We start from the raw sequence: 16,884 nt of genomic DNA, 5'->3' as shown, positions 1-16,884 counted from the left end.
GAGCGGCCGTCATGCGGTGGCGGATGTGGGGGCTCGTCGCCGCCACGTACGGCTACGCGAGGGAAGACGCACCTCTGCGGGGGTACACGGACCTGCCTCGGACACACGGCGGCCCGCGCCGGGGTTGTGCAGAGGCTTCGCTCGGGCGGCGGCCCGCAGAGCATCACGGCTCCGGCCCGGGCAGAGGCCTGGGCGAGCTCTGCTCAGGCGGCCGCTTCCTGCGGCAGGCCGCGGGTGGTGACGACCCGGGCGCTGCCGTCGGCCAGCCGGTAGGACAGACCGACCACGGCCACCCGGCCGGCGGCGACCTGCTCGGCGAGGACGCGGGAGCGGTCCAGGAGGAACTCGACGGTGTGGCGTATGTGCTCGGCGATGATGTCGTCGTCCTCGGTGAGTCCGGCGGCACGGGCCGCCAGGACACTGGGCGTGACACGCTCGATGACATCTCGTACGTATCCGGTGGCAACGACACCGTCGGCCAGGGCGGCACGGGTGGCCGCCACCGCACCGCACGTGTCGTGGCCCAGCACCACGACCAGGGGACAGTCGAGCACGCTGACCGCGTACTCGATGCTGCCCAGCACCTCCGCACCCGCCACATGGCCCGCGGTGCGGACCACGAAGAGGTCACCCAGCCCACGGTCGAAGATGATCTCGGCGGCGAGCCGGGAGTCGGAGCAGCCGAACAGGACGGCGAACGGGCGCTGAGCGGGCGCGGTCTCGGTGCGCCGCGCCGCGTCCTGGTTCGGGTGCTCGGGCGTACCTGCGGTGAACCGCTGGTTGCCGGCCAACAGCAGCTCGAAGGCCTCGGACGGAGTCAAGGAGAGGTCATCACTCATGGCCGCAGGCTACGACCCCGGCCGGCCCACCACAGCGTGGGGTTCACCACAGGAGCACCAGAACCCCCGGTTACAACGGCAGACCGGCCTGCCCGATCCCGTCGAGCGGGCCCGCGACCCGAGGGGTTCGACAGCGGTTTCCGCCCAGCTGTGAAGCCCGACGCAGCCGGCGGTGTCGCGCTGCGCCCGGACGAGGTCGGTCAGCGCTGCGTCGTCGTCCGGCATCGTTACTCCGTTCGTGGTGCGACCTCATGAGCTGACGGAGGGACGGGTCGGCGGGTCTTCAACGGGGCCCTGGGCCCTGTGGGCTTTCCGGAAGGGCTCCTTGGCGGGACCCGCCCGAACGCTACGAACCCCGGACGGCGGCCCACGAACGGCACGCTCGAAAACCCATTAGGGGCTTGTGACATGAGCGCATAAGGTGCACATACCACGGCGGGGGGCTGTAGCGCAGAGGTAGACGCGCCCTCTTGGCAAGAGGGGAGGACGCCGGTTCGAATCCGGCCGGTCCCCCCGCCGTGCAGTACCCACGAAAAGACCGGCGGCGGGACGTGCCCCGGTGGCAGGTTGTGACCCGCAGGCCGGACCCAGCTCCCGCCCCGGCACGGTTCGTGCGGCGACGGTGTGGGCTCATCGGCAGTTCGACCCGCTGTGGGGCCGCTGTGCGGACGCCCGTACTCTCCTTCCGACCCGCTGCCCCCACCTGAGAGAGCCACGGTGCACACCGCCGGCGCGTCCACGTTCACCGTCAGCGGCACGACTTCCAGCCAGGGCGTATCCACGCAGGTGAACCTGTCGATCAGCGGAACCGGCGAATGCAAGGGCACCCTCTCGACCCAGAGCGGCGGGAACATCGAAGTGGTCCGCACCCGGGATCACGCGTTCCTCCGCGGCGACGAGGCCTTCGTCCTCGCCCAGACGCAGGGCATGCCCGAGGAACAGGCGGGCCCGGCCCGCAAGGAGATGTCGGGCCGTTGGATGCGCATGGAGGCTTCGGACCCCTCCTTGAAGGGACTGACCAACCTGTGCGACCGGGACGGCCTGCTCCGGGACATGTACAGCGTCCCGGACGCGGAGAAGGGCGCGCTGACCGAGACCGACGGACGGGAAGCGGTCACGGTCAACACGATGCAGGGGGTCTTCCTCGTGGCCACCAAGGGCGAACCGTTCCTGCTCAAGGCGACCACCAGCGGCCCGGACGCGATCGATCTCGCCTTCACCCACATCAACCGGCCCGTACAGGTGGACGTCCCGGCCGACAAGGACGTCTACGACCCGGACGACATCGGCTGACACCCGCCGTGCCTGGCCGGTACGCAGCCCATGCTCGGGCCGAGGCCCCCGGCGGCCGCTGCGCGCGACGCAGCCGGCCGCACCGCGTCCCCTGACCGGGGCCGGTCCCCCGCGCTCCCGGCCCGGCCGAGCCCGGCCCGGTTCACGGTGATCCACCAGCGGATCGCGAGGCGAAATCGAAATGTCAGGGGCACGCTCTCCTTGCCATACTGCTCCGATGATCGACTTGCCCACAGCTGCGCTGGACTCGTTGTCCGGGCTCGCCTTCGGGGATGCCTTCGGCGACCGCTGGTTCGGCATCCTGCGCCGCGAAGGCCCGGCCGCCCTGGAGGCGCGGCTCCTGCCTCAGGAGCCGCTGTGGCGGTGGAGTGACGACACCGCACAGGCGCTCGTTCTCGTCCGGGAGCTCGCCGAGGGCGGCGGCACCGTCGACAAGGACCGCCTCGCCCTGCGCCTCGCCGAGGCCTACGCCGACGACACGCACCGAGGCTACGGAGCTTCGATGCACGACGTGCTCCGCCGGATCGGCGCGGGCGAGCCCTGGCGGGACGTGGTCACTGTGCAGTTCGACGGCCAGGGCTCCTGGGGAAACGGTGCGGCCATGCGCGTCGCCCCGCTCGGCGCCTGGCTCGCCGCCGATCTCGACGCCGTCGCCGAGCAGGCCGCCGGCCAGAGCGCGGTCTCACACCACCACCCGGAGGCCGTCTCGGGGGCGGTGGCGGTCGCCGTGGCCGCGGCGCTGGCCACGCGCAGCCGGGGCGGGGCCGCCCCGGCGCGGCCGGACTTCCTCCGGGCCGTCGCCGAACGGCTGCCCGTCGGCGACGTCCGGTCCGGGGTGCGGATCGCGGCCCGGATGCCGGAGCACACCTCGGTCCGGCATGCCGCGGAGGTCCTGGGCTCCGGCTACCGGATGTCCGGGCCCGACACCGTTCCCTACGCCCTCTGGTGCGCGGCGGGGCACCTCGACGACCTGCACGAGGGCCTGTGGTTCACCGTCGCCGGGCGCGGCGACATCGACACGACGTGCGCCATCGTGGGCGGGGTGATCGCCGCTCGCACGGGCGTGACCGCCCTTCCGCGTGCCTGGCACGCGGCCCGAGAACCGCTGCCCCCGGCCATGTCTGCGTAGGAACCCGCATCCGCGGGGCGATCCACCGCGCTGTGCGGCTGCGACCGCGGCGGACGGCGCGTACCCGCGAACGCATACCCGTGAAGGGCGTCAGCCGTGCGGTTGTGGTCCCGGCGCACCGGCCGAACGGGCAACGGGCGGTCACCGGCCGGGGCCTCACCAGTAGGCGCGGTCGTCCCAGGACCGGAAGCCGGCGAACTCGACAGGGTCGTCGTCCTCGTCCAGGGTGGCGAACCCGGGCGTGACCAACGTGCCGCGCTGCCAGGCGAGGAGCGTGTCGATCAGGCCGCCGTCGAGTGGCGGTCCCTGGTGCGCGTGGCGGGGCCAGACGATCAGCGGCCAGGTGTCGGGATCCTCGCCCTCGGTGAGCCAGCCGAGGTAGTCGCCGTCGATGGAGTTGGCGAAGGGGAGGAAGCCGCCGGGCTCGGGCCAGACGGCCAGCGGGTACCAGGTGGCGTCGGTGTCGCCGTCCTTGAGTTCCCGGTAGGCGTCCGCGGTGTCCTCGACGTGCGTGAGGAAGCGCCGCTCGCCGACCCGGAGCGGGGTGTGGAAACGCAGCCACTCGCTCCAGATACCCGCGCCGTATCCGTCCATCAGCCGCACGTACTCCCCCGGCAGCCGCGTACCCAGCTCGGCGAACAGTCCCTCCCAGGAGCCGTTGCCGAGGTACGGCCGCTCAGGTGGCGGCGACAGCAGCCGTAGCCCGTCCGAACCGATGCCGGTCTCCAGCGCGATGCGACGCTCGTCCTCGGTGAGCCGAGGCGGGACCGGCGCGGGCGGGATCCACGCCTCGACGTCGGGGAGGAAGGCGGTCCGCGCGACGCTACCCGGCAGTGGGCCCATCAGCGGGCCGGGAGGAGAAGGGAGCTCCCAGGTGTCACGGACGGTGTGCCGCAGGTAGTCGGTGAGCGTCAGGTCGTACCGGTGCCACCGGAGCAGGCCACTGCCCGGCACCGCCCCCGAGTGCTGCACGACCACGGTCCACCGGTCGGGGTCGGCGGAGGCCGAGGTGTCCCAGAACAACACGTCGCTGCCCCTGGTGCAGCCCCAGGCCAACAGGCCGTCGGGCTCGGGGTGGAACACCGGCCGCTCGGCTTCGGGAAGCCCCCGTGTCTCGATCCGCGCCTGCCGGTGCGTCGTACGCAGCCACTCGCCGTAGTCGAAGCGGTCCCGCTGGACGCAGGGCACGTGGATCCACACGTACTCACCGAAGTCCACCGGACCGTACCGGTCCGCGAGCCGCTTGTAGTCAGCCGGCAGCCGCAGCCCGAGCCAGTGCTCGACGGCCGCCCAGTCGGTGGGTACGGAGGAGGGCGGGCGTTCGGATGACGGGGTGGCAAACGTGCTTATGTCCGATGGCAATTGACGTCCTTCCAGCGTGCGCCATGTGATCGACGCATTCTTCCGTCTCCGCAAACCAGTCGGAAATCGGGCGGCGGCAGGTACGCGCCCCCGACGAGGGCGTGTGACCATCCCAAGATTCACTCGTTTGACGGGCCGTGGCCACAACACCGCGATCCGGTTCCCAGCCTGACGGCGCCTCGCCCTCGTCCGCGTCCGCGACACCTTCCGCGCGCGGGGCGGTCGAGCGGGCCGAGGCCGTCCTGGTCGAGCAGTATCCGCGCCTGGTGCGCCTCGCCTACCTGACCCTCCCGCCCTCCCTCGGCCGGCACACCCGCGTGCTCCTCGCGCACCGCGCCGTCCAGCAGGCCCTGCCCCGCGCGGGCGGCGGCCGCGATCCGGACGCACCGGGCGGCACCCTGGAGGAGCTGCGGGTACGGGTCCTGCGCGCGGCCCTCGCTCCGGCGGGCGCGGCCAGGGGGTTGCCGACCCGGATCCGGTGGCTCCCCGCACCGCCCTTCGTGTGGGGGCTGCGACTGTGGCCCCCGGCGGGCGGGATCGACGAGGCGGCGGATTTGCTGGGGGCGGCGCCGGGGTCGGTCCGGGCCGCTTTCGTGCTGCACCGGCTGGACGGACTGGCCGAGGAGGACGTGACCCGGCTGCTCGGCGCGGCCGGCGCGGCGGGGCCCGAGGAGGCGGTACGCGCGGCGCGGGCGGTGGCCCCTGGCGCGCCCCTGCCGGCCGCCCTGCTGAACCCCGGGTTCGACGCCAGCGTGGTCAGCGCCCGTCCCACCGATCTGCTACGGCGCCGCCGGCGGGTGCGCGCCGCGTGGGCCGCCGCCGTGGTGGCGGTCCTGGCCGCCGGAGTCCTCGTCGCCGGCGGCTCGCCCCCGCGCGGCCAGGCGGTCCCGGCCGCCGGAGCGGTCGCCGCCGGGGTGCTGGATCCCGCGCGACTGGCCCGCGTACCGGCCGAGGCGTGGGCGGACACCGCCCGGGTGGACTTCACCGCCTGGCCCGCCCGGGGCGACCGCACCGCCGACCGGGCACTGCTCACCCGCGCCTTGGGCGCCTGGGCGGCCCGGCCCGGCGGGGTCCGCACCACCTCCGCGCCGGGCACCCCGGCCGAACCGCCGGCGCACCCGCCCCACCTGCTGTACGCGGGGAACGTGCCCGGCGACCCGGGGGCGACGGCCGTGGTGCTGCTGCTCGACGCCGAGGGCGACCGCGTGGCGCGCTACACCGAATCGGCCGGGCGGCCGCGCGGAACGCGCACCCTCGACGTCGCCCGCACCGACGAGGCGGGCGTCACCACCGCCGCCGCCCTCACCCTCACCCGAACCCCCGACGGCACGGCCGCGCGCTACCTGCTCGCGCCCTGGATCGCCTCCGCCGGCACCCGCGACCTGCTCCGCGCCGCCGACACCGCCCGGCCCCTCACGATCGCCGCCGACGGGGTCACCGCCCCGGTCCCCGTACCGAGTGGGAGCGGGGGCTGCGGCGCTTGGCCCGTCGTCGAACTCACCTCCTCCGCCCGCATCGTGGAGAAGCACTCCTTCGTCCTGACCGACCTGGGCACGCTCACCCCCGTCCACCTCACCTACACCCCGCTGCCCGACGGCCCCGGCGCCGTGCCCGCCCGGCAGCCCCGCGAGGCCACCGGAGCCGCGGCCCGCACCGCCTGGGCGGCCGGCGCGTGCGGACTGCGCACCCTGAGCGGGGGCGGGGTGCGGGCCGTCAACGTCTGGGACTTCGCCGACTCCGACCTCCCGGACGGCGCGGGCCGGGCCGTCTGGAGCTGCACCCGCGCCTCCGGCTGGGCCGGCCCGGGCGACGTCCTCGTCCAGCTGCGCCCGCCCTCCGGACCACCGCAGGAAGTCGCCCGCGCCCGGTCCACCGCCGCCTGCGGCCGCTTCGGCCAGCACCTGCTCGCGGGCACCCGCTGGCGCTCCCCGGCGGGCCACTGGTACCTGCTCGCGGCAGGCAGCCGGGAAGTCACCGCCATCACCGCGAGCGGAACCGTCCGTGCGGAGACCGGCGGCCGCAGCCTCGTGGCCCCCGTCGGCGCGACGGACGCCCCCGTGTCCCTGACGGCCCGGCTCGCGAGCGGAGCCCGGATCACCGCCCTCGACGGCGGGACGGGCGGCCGCGACTGAGCCCAGGAGGTGCGGGGCCCGCCGGTCCGGACAGTGCGGGCGGCCTGTTCCAGGTCTCCTCGCCGCGCGACTGGCCCGTCTGTGACGGTGTCACCGGCCTCGCGGTGTGTCCCTCGACCCCGGCAGGCTCCGGCGCTGTTGAATCGAGACATGACCAAGCGCGACGACTCGGCTCTGTTCGGCAACCGATTCCTGACGGTGCCCGCTCCCTCGGAGACCTTCCCCGAAGAAGGCATGGCCGCGACGGACGCGATGCGGCTCGTGGATGTGGACCTCGCCATGGAGGGCGACCCGCAGCGCAACCTCGCCACGTTCGTCACCACGTGGATGGAGCCGGAGGCCCAACGGCTGATCGCCGAGAACCTTCACCGCAACTTCATCGACCACGCCGAGTACCCCATTTCCGCCGAGATCGAGCAGCGCTGCGTACGCATGCTCGCGGACCTCTTCCACGCGCCCGGCCGGACGACCGGATGCCGGACCCAGGGCTCCTCCGAGGCGATCATGCTCGGCGCGCTGTCGTTGAAGTGGAAGTGGCGCGAGCGCCGCCAGGCAGCCGGCCTTTCGACCGACCGGCCCAACCTGGTCTTCGGGGGTGACGTCCACGTCGTGTGGGAGAAGTTCTGCCGCTACTTCGACGTCGAGCCGCGGATCGTGCCGCTCGCCGAGGACAAGTACACGATCGGCCCGGAGGACGTCGAGCCCCGCCTCGACGAGAACACGATCGGTGTCGTCGCCGTCCTCGGCACCACCTTCACCGGCCACAAGGACGACGTCGTCGGGATCGACAAGCTCCTGCGGGACGTTCGCAAGAAGCGGGACCTCGATATTCCGATCCATGTCGACGGCGCCAGCGGCGCCTTCGTCTGGCCGTTCCTCTACCCGAACTCGAAATGGGACTTCCGGCTGGAGCAGGTCCGTTCGATCAACGTCTCGGGACACAAGTACGGACTGGTCTACCCCGGCATCGGATGGCTGATCTTCCGCGAAGAGGCCGACCTCGCCAAGGACCTCGTCTTCTACGAGAACTACCTGGGCAAGACCGACGCGACGTTCACGCTGAACTTCTCCACCGGTGCGTCGATGGTGCTCGCGCAGTACTACAACTTCGTGCGGCTCGGCCGCCAGGGCTACACCTACGTCATGAAGGCGATGCAGGAGAACGCCCGCGCGCTGGCGGACAACCTGCGCGACAGCGGCCGCTTCGAAGTGATCGGGAGCGACCTGGAGCAGCTGCCGCTGGTCGCTTTCCGGCTCGCCGGCAAGCACGCGTACGACGAGTCCGACATCGCCTGGCAGCTTTCGGCCGAGCGGGGCTGGATGGTGCCGGCCTACACCCTCCCGCCCAACGCCGAACGGGTGAAGATCCTGCGCGCCCTGGTCAAGGAGACCCTGAGCCGCGAACAGGTCGACCGCCTGACCCAGGACATCGCCGACGCATGCCGCACGCTGGACGACAAGGGGGCGGCCCACAGCATCGAGCGGACCCAGGTCAAGCGCGGCACCGGCTACTGACGCACTGCGTCGGGCGGTTGTCCACGTGACGGGCCATGGGCGACCGGCGACCGGCGACCGGCGACCGGCGACGGTGAAAGTCCCCTTCGGGTTCGGCGGCACGCCCGTCCCGGAAGCCGTCGGCTTCGAGCGGGGCCTGCTGTCCGGCGTTGACCGCAGAACCGCCATCCAGAGGAAGTCTCAGGTCGGTTCGAAGGTGTGGTTGTCGGTGGGGAGCACCTCGTCGAACATGTTGCAGCGGATCTCGCCGGTCAGGGCCGCCTTGACGAACCGTGCGCAGCAGACGGGGTAGTGCTCCCATTCCGGTCCCCGCCCGGCATCGGCCATCACCGTCCAGTCGGCGGGGTCCTGGCCCTCTTGGGTGAGCCAGTACAGGAAGGCACCTGTGCCCTCGATGTGCGCGAACGGCACGAGGCTCCTGGCGGGCTTCGCGAGTTGTGCCGGCTTGGGCTCGCCGCGGTCCTTCTCCCACAGCCGCTCATGTACTTCGGCACGCTCCTGGATCATGGCGAAGAGATCGTATTCCTTGTCCTCGCAGTCGGGTTCCAGGATCCAGATCACCTCGTCGAACAAGCCTCCGCCGTAGGTGTCGACGAGTTGGCGGTAGTCCTCGGGCAGGTCATGGCCGAGTCGGCTGTGGACGGCCGGCCAGTCACGAGGGGCTGCTTCCTGCTGCGGAGGTACGAGGTCGACGAGGGCTTCCACGGCGGGGTGCACTGCGGTGCTCCTGAAAGTTGGCCGGTGCGTTCGACGTAGCGGGGTGGTGGCGGAGCGGATGCTCGTAGTATTCGGCAGCGGCGGTCCGACCGGTCCATGAGCCGTGTGCCTCGTAGACGCCCGACCTCGCAAGAGCCCCTCCCGCCGCAGGTCCGAACGCGAGCTGGCCGTTCACCAGGATCCCGGTCTCAGACTCAAGACCGACTTCCGTGAAGCCCTCCACCTCGCCGGGGGAAGGCTGCGGTTCGTCCCGCACCCGAACAGTTCCTTCCACCTCCAGGTCGGGCTGCGGGCTGAAGACGTGGAGGTGGTAGCCCACTCACTTCAGGAGCGGCGGCAGCATGCCGTTCCTACGCGGGCGGCCGCGCGGTCTTGTACTCCACTGGCAGTTCGAGCAGCCCACGGGCACGCATCGACGGTCGCCACCGGGGTTCGGGCTCGGCCAGAGTCAGGCTGGGGAACCGGTCGAGGAGTGCGGCCAGCGCGATCTCGACCTCGGCCCTGGCCAGCGGTGCACCCAGGCAGTAGTGGATGCCGTGTCCCAGTGCCAGGTGCCCGGAGGCATCGCGGTCGACGTCGAGCTGGTCGGGGTGGGAGAAGCGGGCGGGATCTCGGTTGGCCGCGGACAGCGACAGCAGAACGGTTTCCCCCGCAGGAATCGTGACGTCTCCGATCGTCACGTCCTCGGTGGGGAAACGGCGGATCCCCAGGAGCGCGGGCCCTTCGTAGCGCGCCAGTTCCTCGACAGCCTCGGCAATCTTCGACGGATCCGTGCGGAGGCGTGCCAGTTGCTCGGGATGGCTCAGGAGTGCGTGCACGGCATTTCCGATGAGCTGGACGGTGTTCTCGTATCCGGCGCCGAGGATGAGGAAGGCGAGCGACGTCAGTTCGTCCTCGCTGAGCCGGTCGCCGTCGCTGTCGCGAACCTCGATCAGGTCGGAGAGCAGGTCGGCTGCAGGGTGCCGGCGCTTGTGCGCTATCAGCTCGGTGAAGAAGGCGAGCATGGCGCCGATCGCCTGCTTGGCTGCCTGTGGGCGGTTGGGGTCCGGCGCGATCAGCTCGTTGGTCCAAGCGCGGAAGTCCTTGCGATGGTCGTCCGGGATCCCGAGGAGGTCACAGATGACGGTGATCGGCAGCGGGGCGGCGTATGCGGCGATGAGGTCGGTTCGACCCTCCGTGCCGAGCACGTCCAGCAGGCCGTCCGCGGTCCGCCGGATCGGGGCGCGCAGCGCGTCCATGCGGCGGGGCGTGAAGGCCCTGCCGGCAAGCTTGCGGATGCGGGTGTGGTCGGGGGGATCCATGTTCAAGAGGTTGGCGTCCAGGGCCGGCGGCAAGGACAAGCCGCGGTACGAGCCTTCTGCGGCGTTGGTCTTGTCGAGGGAGAGCCGCGGATCCGCAAGGGCTGAGCGTACGTCTTCGTACCGTGTGACGAGCCATGCCGGTTCGCCGGTGGGCCCTGCGATGCGCTGTACCGGCGCGGTGTCACGCAAATGCCGGTAGGCATCGTGCGGGTGCTTCAAAAGGTCGCCTTGTAGATCCATGGGACCACCCTAATTTGTGGCGTCAGCCGGACAACGGCCGTACCGAAGTCAGAACATGGGCCCCGAAGGTGTGGCCTCGACGACGCATCGTGTGTGATGGACGCGGGGCCCGCGGCCGGCCTTCTCCCTCGCTCGACAACTGGCTGAGCGCGCGCTGAGGGCGCTCCTCGGACCGGAGCAGCGGCCTGGTCACGGCCTCGGCAAGAGGCTGTGCAGCTACAGGAGTCGTCGGCTTCATCGGGGACCCTGCGCAGGCACGACGCGAGAGGCGATCAGAGGCGCTGTGCGGGAGGTCCCCCAGCGGCGAAAGGCCCCGGTCTCCGTGAGGAGGCCGGGGCCTTGATCGAGCGCTGGGCAGGCCTTGCACCTGCATTCCCCCACGGGAAGTGGGATGTCTTTCCTTGGACCACCAACGCCAGGCTCCACAACCACCGTCCGGGCCGCGAGCTCAAGATCCACTATACCGCAGGAACTGTCCGGGGCGAGAACGGGAGGGTCTCGGCCTCAGGATCAAGTGTGCGTGCGAGACCGTCCAGGATGAGCCCGGGAGGGAACTGGCCTTTGCGCCACCGCGTCAGCGACCAGGAAGCACGGCGCGCCGGGGAACTGGGAGGCGGTGTACGGCTGGACGATGCCACGTGCCCCTCCTCCGAAACACGCGATCGCGGCTTCGGAGGAACCGGCGGGCAGGCCGCACGTACGCGGACACCTCCGAAACGGTATTGCTGTGCCCGCAGGGCCACGGATCCCAGGGCCGGGTGAGATCGGTGGCCCTGCAGCCAGTCACCGGGCGTCTCCGCTTCGTACATTTCCCCGGTGCGTCACCGCCACCTGCCGCTCCAGCTGTTGGGTACGACCGCGACAGTCGTCTTCCCAAGCCCCATTGAGCTGGAAAAGGACTCCGTCTGGACGGTCACGTGACTCCCCGGGTCACACGTCACGCAGTTCCCCGGTCGCCGACGGAAGCCTCTCGCGGGGTGGCCGGAGTGATCCGTTCGGCGGAGTGGGTGGAGCATGGTTCCCATGAGTTTCGATCTTGCGGTTCTGGCGATGGACGCGTCGGCTGATGCTGCGGCAGCGCGTGCGATGTTCGAGCGGTGCACCTCCGTCAATCACGCCGACCGTGACCTGGATGAGCGGATAGTCGGGTTCTATGAGCGGTTGCGCTCGCGGTTCCCGGACCACCCGCCCCATTCAGCGGACTCGCCCTGGATGTCGACGCCGCTGGCAGTCGGCGTCGACCACGTGATGGGCCGACGAGGCCCAGTGCGAGTGCCACTGGGGCAGCCCGGAAGAGCTCGCCCTGCTGAAGCTCCCCGACACGGAACTCGACCTCGACCTCCTGCACCGCACCTGGAGCGCACCCGACTGGAGCGACCACGGCGCCGTGCTGCGTCGCGTCCTGCCGCAGTTCGCCCGCGTACTGACCGGCGGCCTCGGCGCCTACGCGTACGACATCGACAAGGTCGGCATCTCGTTCCACCGCGCCGCATGGCAGCAGTGGCCCGCGCCGCAGCGTGCGGCCGTACGGGAGTTCCTGCACGCCTGGTGGGCCCACACCCTCCTCACCCCGGACCCCGCCGTCCCCGTGCACGCACTCCTCCCGCTGTGCGCCGAGGCGTCCGCCGACATCGGCCCCTGGCTGGCGGTCTGGGAGGACCTGCGCCACCCGGTCGCCGACCGGCACCTCACCGACATGATCGACGAGTGGGAATGGGACCTCCTGGAGGACGCACTCCCATGGCGGTCGTGGTTCGTCTGGTCGGAAGAGGAAACGGAAGACGTACGGACCGAACTGGCCGCCTGGCTCGTGCGCGAGGCCCCCGCACGCCTCCGCGCCACCGGCGCACCCTCCGAACTCCGGCACGTCGTACGCCTGCTCGGCCTCCCCCACGCCGACCGCTGGGAAGACCCACACGCACCGCGCCACCGCTACGCCTGACGCGGCGGCCCCCGTAACCGCTGGTGGGCATGCCGGACGTCGAGGACATGGGGGGGAGATCCGGCAGCCGTCGGAGGCCCTGGCCCTGGTGGGGACGGCAGCCGCCACGGGGCTTGTCGCTCTCGCGGTTGGCGAGGGTGACGACGACCAGGCCGGCTGCCGGCTGCGGCTGCACAGCGGGGTGCATGACGCGGTCGTGGGATCGTGCGGTGTGCGGGACGTCGGCGGGGCCGCGGATATCTCGGCACGGGTGGACGGCACGAGGTGTCGATCTGCACATCGACCCGCCTGCGGGCTGTTGCATGCATCCGTGGAAGAGGGTGGTGACCGGCACGGAAATCGGATCGCCCCACCGCGGCATGGCCGGGAAGATCGCCCCATGACCACCGACTTCACCGTGCGCGCCGCCCGGGCCGCCGATGCGGGCCGCCTGGCCGAACTCCGTTGGATGTTCAAGCAAGAGGACCACGATGGGCGACCGCCGACCCCGGCTCGGTCCCTGGAAGAAGCTGAGCGATGGATCCGCGACCGGCTCAGCGACGGCCACTGGTTGGCCTGGGTCGCGGAGACCGAACGCGGAATCTGCGGTCACGTCTTCCTCTGCCTGGTGGAGCGGATGCCGGATCCCTACGAGGACAACAACCCGGTCGGCTATGTCACGAACTACTTCGTCCTGCCGTCACAACGGAACAGAGGGGCCGGCTCCGCGCTCCTTGAGGCGCTGAAGCAGTATGCACGCAGCGCAGGCCTGGAGGGATTGATCGTCTGGCCGTCGGAGCGCAGCTCCCCGCTCTATCGGCGCCTCGGTTTCCGGACCCCTGACGAGCTGCTGGAACTTCCACTCGACACCTGACGAGATCCGCGTCCGATACGAGACCTCCTTCGGGCAACGAGGTCGACCCACCCCTCTGTCCAGGCCCGGCGGTGACGGGAACGTGCAGGCCGGCGGCGACAGGCGCACGCCCGCACCCCGCGCGGACCTACCACCCGCTCGGCCCACACATCCACACCTGGGTACCCGGCGCCACGGCCGTGAAGGCCGTGGCAGGCCGCGACGGGCCCCGCCGGGCTTCCGTCCTATTCCAGTCCGATCCCGTCGCAAGTGGCCTTGAGGGCCTGGGTGCAGATCTCGTCGACGGTGTAGACGTTGTCGAGGACCAGGGTGCTCCTGATGTTGTCGCGGGTCACGGACACGCCGAGGATGAGGACGGCCGGGACTCGCTTGGTGGTGGGGCTGCTGACCACCTGGTTGATGATTCCGTCGATCTTCTCACCCTGGGCGAGAAGGACGGCGATCTCGGCCGCGGACTCGGCCTCACGGGAGTAGGGCTTGTAGACGCTCATGAACTGCTCGCCGGCGACGATGCGCTGCACTGCGGCGAGGTCGGTGTCCTGACCGGTGACCGGTGGCAGGGGCGAGACACCGGCGGCCTTGAGGGCGGAGATGATGCCGCCGGCCATGCCGTCGTTGGCGGAGTAGACGCCGACGATCTTGTCCTTGCCGAGTGCGGAGATCGCCGCCGTCATGTTGGCGCTCGCGTTCTCCCGCTTCCACTCGGCGGTGTCGTACTCCTTGCCGACGGTCACCTTGCCTTCGAGGACGGCGCGGGCCCCGGCCTTGTAGCTGGCGGCGTTGGGGTCGGTGAGGGCGCCGTGCATCATGACTATCTTCCCGTTTCTGGCTCTCTCGCCCAGGGAATCCAGCAGGGTCTTGCCCTGGAGGCGGCCGATGTCCTCGTTGTCGAAGGAGACGTACGCATCGACCGGGCCCTCGGCCAGGCGGTCGTAGGCGACGACCGGGATGCCCGCCGCCTTGGCCTTCGTCACCGCGCCGGCGATCGCCTTGGAGTCCACCGCGTCGACGACCAGGACATCGACCTTGCTCTCGATCATCGCGTCGGCCTGGGCGTTCTGCTTGGCCGCGTCCCCCATCGCGTTGGCGTAGACCACCTTGCCCTTGCCGAGGGTCAGCAGGGAGACCTTCTTCTCCATCAGCGGCTTGTCGAACTTCTCGTACCGCGCGGTCTCGTTCTCCGGGAGCAGCAGGCCGATCGTGACACTGTTGCTGCTGCTCGCCTTGCCCTCCTCGGTGCTGCCGCAGGCGGCGAGGGTGGCGACGAGCGCGAGCGCGGTCAGAGCAGTGGGGGTACGCAGATACGGGTTCATGCGGTGGAACCTCCCTGACGTGGCCGATTCGTACGGCCGAGGTGGCGCGGAACACCCTGCCCTTTCCGCTGCGCCGGAGGGTACCGCCTGCGGAAACGGAGCCGACGTCCGGCCCCGCCGGCCCGCACCCCGCTCCGGTTCCCGCGGTGTCCGGCTGCCCCGGTCCCGGGGCTCGGGACGGTGCCCCAGGCGGTAGGAGTGCACTCCGGCCGGTCGGCGGCTGCCGCCGGCGATCGCGACCGGCGCTGCCGGCGTCACCGCATCCGGAATGTGCGGAAGGCGCGCGCCCGTGCCCGGGCGCGCGGTGTGCCCGAGCTGGCTGGTGTGGGCGTCCCGCACGCCGAGGTACCGCGGGCGGTCCGGGTTCGCGCGCCGGCAGGTGGGCGGTCGGAGGGGAGGGGGCCTGCCGTGCCGGCCTGTCGTGCTCCCCCGGGGCGGGCGGGGCGCAGGTCCGTCCTTTAGGGTCCATCACGGCGGCTCTGCGGGCGGTCCGCACGGTGCGGGCCGGCAAGGGCTGCGGGGGCAGGGGGAACAGATGGAGTCATTGCGGCCCGGAGACCCGTCGGAGATCGGCGGGTACCGTCTGCTGGCGCGGCTCGGGTCGGGTGGCATGGGCGAGGTGTTCCTCGCCCGAACGGCGTCCGGGCGGGCACTCGCGCTCAAGACCGTTCACCGGGAACTCAGCCGGGACGCGGACTTCGCCGAACGCTTCGACCGCGAGATACGCACCAGCGACCGGGTGCGGTCCCCGTGGACGGTGTCGGTGGTGGACTTCAGCCCGCCCGGGGCGTCCCCGCAATGGCTGGCGACCGAATACGTACCCGCTCCGTCCCTGGCGGACTGGGTGCACGGCTGGGGCCCGCTGGAGGCACCCGCCGTCCGACGTCTGGGGCAGGAACTGTCCGCGGCGCTGGTGAGTGTGCGCGCCGCCGACGTCGTCCACCGTGACATCAAGCCCGCGAACGTGCTTCTCGGCGCGGAACGTCCCTTCCTCATCGATTTCGGAATCGCCCGCACCGTCCACGACCCGCGACACACCCGCACGGGCACGGTCATCGGCACACCCGGCTTCCTCGCCCCCGAGCAGGCCACCGGCACGATCGCCGGAGCCCCGGCCGACGTGTTCTCCCTCGCCGCGGTCCTCGTGTACGCGGCGACGGGCCGCAGCCCTTTCCTCGGCCAGGGCGAGGAACTCGATCTCCCGGCCCTCCTGTATCGGATCGTGCACGACGAACCGCGACTCGAAGGCGTACCCGAGCCACTACGTGCCCTGCTCCAGGACTGCCTCGCGAAGGACCCGCGGCAACGCCCCGACCCGCAAGAGATGGCGGCCCGCCTCGACGACGGCCGCGAGCAAGCCTGGCCATCGACCGCACCGCAGAGCCTGGTGGCCGAAACCGACCGCCGGGCGACCGAACTCCGCCAACTCCTCGCCCTCCCGAACCCCACCGGGACGGACCACAGCGCTCCCCCCGCGCCCACCCACGCTCCTGTGCCGCTGCCGCCACCACCCCTTCCGCTGCCGTCGGCCGGGGCGGGGATGCCCGCGGGTGCCGCGACCCCGGCGTACTCCCCCGCCCCGACCCCCGGGCGCGGGAACGGGCGGGCGGTCCTGCGCTCGCGGCCGGTCGGGGCCGCGGCGGGCGCGGCCGCCGTCGCCGCAGCCGTCGCACTCGCGATATGGCTCCCCGGAGCGCTCGACGGCGGGGACGGCGACGGGCGCGACGGCGGGGACGGCGGGCGCGGAACACCCGCACCGAGCACCCCCGCGCAGTCGGCGGGGGCCGTGGGGGCACTGCCCGTCACATGGGCCGGTACGTGGACGGGCGTCGGACCCGGAACACCGGACGCGGACGGCGTGTCCCGAGCCCGGACCGGTCAGTTCACGGTCACCGTCACCCTCAACGGCGGGGCCGTGGGCGAACTCGTCGGGCGCCAGGTCAGCAACGTCCACGAGACCGTCACCGGACAGAACCTCGGGTGCACCGAAGCACTCCAACTACGACAGGTCCGTGACAACAACGCTGTGTTCGAAGCCGCCACCAGCCACCCCACCGACCCCTCCGCCGCGATCCAGTGCCCCCGAGGCAACCTCTACGTACTGACCAAGACCGACACCGACCGGCTCACCCTCGAAATCGAAGGCAGCCAATCCACCGGCGCGCCCACCAGCCTCACCCGCCAACCATGACCTGCGCGGCCGGGACCGGCGTGGGGCGTGACCGGCGTGGGGCGTGACCGGCATCCC

The 16,884-nt window shown here is 71.5% G+C and carries 12 protein-coding genes and 1 tRNA gene; 8 read left to right on the top strand and 5 right to left on the bottom strand.

All coding sequences use genetic code 11. The features are described 5' to 3' along the window. Nucleotides 1-203: 203 nt before the first annotated feature. Complete coding sequence (locus ACWG52_RS38340) at nt 204-839, bottom strand: carbonic anhydrase (RefSeq protein ID WP_453127337.1); 636 nt, start codon at nt 837-839, stop codon at nt 204-206. 439 nt (nt 840-1,278) lie between these two features. Between ACWG52_RS38340 and ACWG52_RS38335 the strand changes: the two genes are divergently transcribed. From ACWG52_RS38335 to ACWG52_RS38325, 3 genes are all read left to right on the top strand, one after another. After that, a tRNA-Ala gene (locus ACWG52_RS38335) sits at nt 1,279-1,352 on the top strand. A gap of 204 nt (nt 1,353-1,556) precedes the next feature. Next, the gene (locus ACWG52_RS38330) at nt 1,557-2,132 is read left to right on the top strand and encodes a hypothetical protein (RefSeq protein WP_390168667.1); all 576 of its coding nucleotides are present in this window, start codon (nt 1,557-1,559) and stop codon (nt 2,130-2,132) included. Nucleotides 2,133-2,349: 217 nt separating this feature from the next. Further along, nucleotides 2,350-3,261 carry an ADP-ribosylglycohydrolase family protein gene (locus tag ACWG52_RS38325; protein ID WP_453127335.1) on the top strand — a complete coding sequence of 304 codons (912 nt, stop codon included), beginning with the start codon at nt 2,350-2,352 and terminating at the stop codon, nt 3,259-3,261. Between the two features lie 156 nt (nt 3,262-3,417). Here ACWG52_RS38325 and ACWG52_RS38320 read toward each other — a convergent pair whose 3' ends face one another. Further along, complete coding sequence (locus ACWG52_RS38320; protein WP_389817416.1) at nt 3,418-4,623, bottom strand: SMI1/KNR4 family protein; 1,206 nt, start codon at nt 4,621-4,623, stop codon at nt 3,418-3,420. Between the two features lie 137 nt (nt 4,624-4,760). Here ACWG52_RS38320 and ACWG52_RS38315 point away from each other — a divergent pair, with 137 nt between their 5' ends. Continuing rightward, nucleotides 4,761-6,755, top strand: a complete 1,995-nt coding sequence (locus ACWG52_RS38315) for a hypothetical protein (RefSeq protein ID WP_453127333.1) — start codon at nt 4,761-4,763, stop codon at nt 6,753-6,755. A gap of 150 nt (nt 6,756-6,905) precedes the next feature. Further along, nucleotides 6,906-8,270 carry a glutamate decarboxylase gene (locus ACWG52_RS38310; RefSeq protein WP_161296521.1) on the top strand — a complete coding sequence of 455 codons (1,365 nt, stop codon included), beginning with the start codon at nt 6,906-6,908 and terminating at the stop codon, nt 8,268-8,270. A 180-nt stretch (nt 8,271-8,450) separates the two neighbouring features. On the opposite strand, the gene ACWG52_RS38305 is transcribed toward ACWG52_RS38310, so the two are convergent. Next, the gene (locus ACWG52_RS38305) at nt 8,451-8,987 is read right to left on the bottom strand and encodes an SMI1/KNR4 family protein (protein WP_390168663.1); all 537 of its coding nucleotides are present in this window, start codon (nt 8,985-8,987) and stop codon (nt 8,451-8,453) included. Nucleotides 8,988-9,337: 350 nt separating this feature from the next. Then, a complete protein-coding gene (locus ACWG52_RS38300) occupies nt 9,338-10,528 on the bottom strand; it encodes a cytochrome P450 family protein (RefSeq protein ID WP_390168661.1) in 1,191 nt (396 codons plus the stop codon). Between the two features lie 1,387 nt (nt 10,529-11,915). On the opposite strand from ACWG52_RS38300, the gene ACWG52_RS38295 reads away from it, so the two are divergent. Together ACWG52_RS38295 and ACWG52_RS38290 are read left to right on the top strand one after the other, a co-directional pair. Then, a complete protein-coding gene (locus tag ACWG52_RS38295; protein WP_453127330.1) occupies nt 11,916-12,470 on the top strand; it encodes a hypothetical protein in 555 nt (184 codons plus the stop codon). Between the two features lie 379 nt (nt 12,471-12,849). Continuing rightward, nucleotides 12,850-13,323: a GNAT family N-acetyltransferase gene (locus tag ACWG52_RS38290; RefSeq protein ID WP_390137598.1), complete on the top strand. Its 474-nt coding sequence runs from the start codon at nt 12,850-12,852 to the stop codon at nt 13,321-13,323. Between the two features lie 224 nt (nt 13,324-13,547). Here ACWG52_RS38290 and ACWG52_RS38285 read toward each other — a convergent pair whose 3' ends face one another. Next, the gene (locus ACWG52_RS38285; protein ID WP_390168656.1) at nt 13,548-14,636 is read right to left on the bottom strand and encodes a sugar ABC transporter substrate-binding protein; all 1,089 of its coding nucleotides are present in this window, start codon (nt 14,634-14,636) and stop codon (nt 13,548-13,550) included. Nucleotides 14,637-15,171: 535 nt separating this feature from the next. Here ACWG52_RS38285 and ACWG52_RS38280 point away from each other — a divergent pair. Further along, complete coding sequence (locus ACWG52_RS38280; RefSeq protein ID WP_389817436.1) at nt 15,172-16,827, top strand: serine/threonine-protein kinase; 1,656 nt, start codon at nt 15,172-15,174, stop codon at nt 16,825-16,827. The last annotated feature ends 57 nt before the right edge of the window (nt 16,828-16,884 follow it).

Source organism: Streptomyces sp. CLCI03 (genome assembly GCF_053615355.1).
Note: the sequence above shows the minus strand (reverse complement) of the source record. Positions and strands in the feature narration are given on the sequence as shown.

Coding starts and splice junctions, on each gene's coding strand:
- ACWG52_RS38340 (WP_453127337.1), bottom strand. CDS start 839: ATGAGTGATGACCTCTCCTTGACTCCGTCCGAGGCCTTCGAGCTGCTG.
- ACWG52_RS38325 (WP_453127335.1), top strand. CDS start 2,350: ATGATCGACTTGCCCACAGCTGCGCTGGACTCGTTGTCCGGGCTCGCC.
- ACWG52_RS38310 (WP_161296521.1), top strand. CDS start 6,906: ATGACCAAGCGCGACGACTCGGCTCTGTTCGGCAACCGATTCCTGACG.
- ACWG52_RS38300 (WP_390168661.1), bottom strand. CDS start 10,528: ATGGATCTACAAGGCGACCTTTTGAAGCACCCGCACGATGCCTACCGG.
- ACWG52_RS38290 (WP_390137598.1), top strand. CDS start 12,850: ATGACCACCGACTTCACCGTGCGCGCCGCCCGGGCCGCCGATGCGGGC.
- ACWG52_RS38285 (WP_390168656.1), bottom strand. CDS start 14,636: ATGAACCCGTATCTGCGTACCCCCACTGCTCTGACCGCGCTCGCGCTC.
- ACWG52_RS38280 (WP_389817436.1), top strand. CDS start 15,172: ATGGAGTCATTGCGGCCCGGAGACCCGTCGGAGATCGGCGGGTACCGT.